This is a genomic window from Roseomonas sp. TAS13 (genome assembly GCF_001950415.1).
Taxonomy (GTDB): Bacteria; Pseudomonadota; Alphaproteobacteria; order Acetobacterales; family Acetobacteraceae; genus Roseomonas; species Roseomonas mucosa.
This window is the reverse complement of record NZ_BDLP01000575.1, coordinates 1-1965: the sequence shown is the minus strand read 5'-3', so window position 1 is coordinate 1965 and position 1965 is coordinate 1. Positions and strand designations below refer to the sequence as shown.

Below are 1965 nucleotides of genomic sequence, written 5' to 3'. Positions count from 1 at the left end.
GCACGGCGGCGCGGCGCAGGCCGGTCCCGGCCTCCGCCTCCCCGGGTGGGGGCGGCGCGTCCAGCTCCTCGGGCAGGCCGGTGCTGTCGGGCGTGGTGCTGGGATAGAGGGAGGGCGCGTGTCCCGGCGCCAGGGACGCCGTCAGGCGGTGGGCGATCTGCCGGGCGGAAAGGGAGGGCGGAAGCGGGGCCGGCAGGCCGGGCGGGCCGTCGCGCATCACCCGGCGGGGCTGTCCTCGTCCCAGACATCCTCCAGGTCGCCGGCTTCCTCCTCCGGATGGTCGCCCACCGGAAAGAACATGCCCTTGCTCCAGACGCCAAGCACGCGGCGGCCGTCGATCACCTCGGTCTCGGCCAGGGCGACCATCTCGTAGAAGACGGGGCGGCTGATCCGGGCCTCCAGCCCGGGGCGGATCAGCACATAGGGGCTGGGCTCGCCGGTTTCCGGGTCGGTCTCCACCCGGATCGGGTGCTCCGGCCCGGCGGTCACCACCTCGTCCAGGTTGGTGCGGAAGCTCACGCATTGCAGCTTCACGCCGTGGCCTTCGCAGTCACAGTCCCGCCAGCACATCTCGACCGCCACGAAAGGGGCGTCGTCCACCGCGATCCGCCCGCGCTCGGCGGGGGTCTCCAGGACATAGCCGCCATCGGGCAGGCGCTTGAGAACGCTGGCGAAAAGGCAGACCAGCTCCTTCCGCCCGATGGGCGATCCGCGATAATGCCAGGTGCCGTCGCGGGCGATCCTCATGTCGAAATCGCCGCAATCCCGCTTACGGAATGTCACCGGGGGTAGCGGTTTCGTTGTTTCCTCGCGCGCCGCTAGGGTCATAGGCTGATCCATGCCGTGACGACTGAACATCCACAGCCGGGAAGGTCCGTCCAACCTTGCCCGACGGGGATGCATATAGGGAGAGGGGAAGGCATGGTGGAAGTGGTGCTCGGCGATCCCCGCTCGCAAAATGGCGAGGACAGCGCCGCGCTGATGGCGCAGGCGGAAATGCTGGCCGACCGGCTGGGCCGGGCGCGCGACGCCGTGGGGCGCGTGATCCTGGGCCAGGAACAGGTGGTGGAGCAGGTGCTGACCAGCCTGGTCTCCGGCGGCCATGTGCTGCTGGTGGGCGTGCCGGGGCTCGGCAAGACCAGGCTGGTGGAAACCCTGGCCACCGTCCTGGGCATGGATGCCCGCCGGGTGCAGTTCACCCCGGACCTGATGCCGGCCGATATCCTGGGCTCCGAGGTGCTGGAGGAATCCCACGAGGGGGAGAGCCGCGGCCGCCGCGCCTTCCGCTTCATCCGGGGACCGGTCTTCTGCCAGCTTCTGATGGCCGACGAGATCAACCGCGCCTCGCCCCGCACGCAATCCGCCCTGCTCCAGGCGATGCAGGAGCGCAAGGTGGCCGTGGCCGGGGAGGTGATGGACCTGCCATCGCCCTTCCACGTCCTGGCCACGCAGAACCCGATCGAGCAGGAGGGCACCTATCCCCTGCCGGAAGCGCAACTCGACCGCTTCCTGATGGAGGTCGAGGTCGGCTACCCCGACGCCGCCGCCGAGCGCGCCATGCTGCTCGCCACCACCGGTGCGGCGGAGGAGAAGGCGGTGGCCGTTCTCTCGCCCGGCGAGCTGCTGGCCGCCCAGGCGCTGGTGCGGCGCATCCCCGTGGGCGAGAAGGTGCTGGACGCCATCCTGGCGCTGGTGCGCGGCGCCCGCCCCGGCCCCGAGGGCGGCGAGGCCAGCCGCCATCTCGCCTATGGCCCCGGCCCGCGCGCTGCCCAGGCGCTGATGCTGGCCACCCGCGCCCGGGCGCTGCTGGACGGGCGGCTTTCCCCCTCGCTGGACGACGTGGCGGCGCTCTGCGAGCCGGTGCTGCGGCACCGCCTCGCGCTGAGCTTCGCCGCGCGGGCGGACGGGGTGCGGCTGCCGGAGGTGATCGCCGCCCTGCGCGGCGGGATCGGCTGACCGGGTGGC

Annotated in this window: 2 protein-coding genes and 1 pseudogene; 1 reads left to right on the top strand and 2 read right to left on the bottom strand. The window is 72.1% G+C overall.

All coding sequences use genetic code 11. From position 1 onward, the window contains the following. A pseudogene (locus ROTAS13_RS23785) lies at positions 1-217 on the bottom strand (CoA pyrophosphatase); the annotation flags it as partial. Continuing rightward, positions 217-747 carry a DUF1285 domain-containing protein gene (locus ROTAS13_RS23780; protein WP_019459645.1) on the bottom strand — a complete coding sequence of 177 codons (531 nt, stop codon included), beginning with the start codon at positions 745-747 and terminating at the stop codon, positions 217-219. The pseudogene ROTAS13_RS23785 and the gene ROTAS13_RS23780, both read right to left, overlap by 1 nt. Positions 748-921: 174 nt before the next feature. Between ROTAS13_RS23780 and ROTAS13_RS23775 the strand changes: the two genes are divergently transcribed. Continuing rightward, positions 922-1956 carry a MoxR family ATPase gene (locus ROTAS13_RS23775; protein ID WP_019459646.1) on the top strand — a complete coding sequence of 345 codons (1035 nt, stop codon included), beginning with the start codon at positions 922-924 and terminating at the stop codon, positions 1954-1956. Positions 1957-1965 lie beyond the last annotated feature (9 nt).

Bases quoted from the DNA above. Each gene is read 5' to 3' on its own strand.
- ROTAS13_RS23780 (WP_019459645.1), bottom strand. From the start codon at position 747: ATGAGGATCGCCCGCGACGGCACCTGGCATTATCGCGGATCGCCCATC.
- ROTAS13_RS23775 (WP_019459646.1), top strand. From the start codon at position 922: ATGGTGGAAGTGGTGCTCGGCGATCCCCGCTCGCAAAATGGCGAGGAC.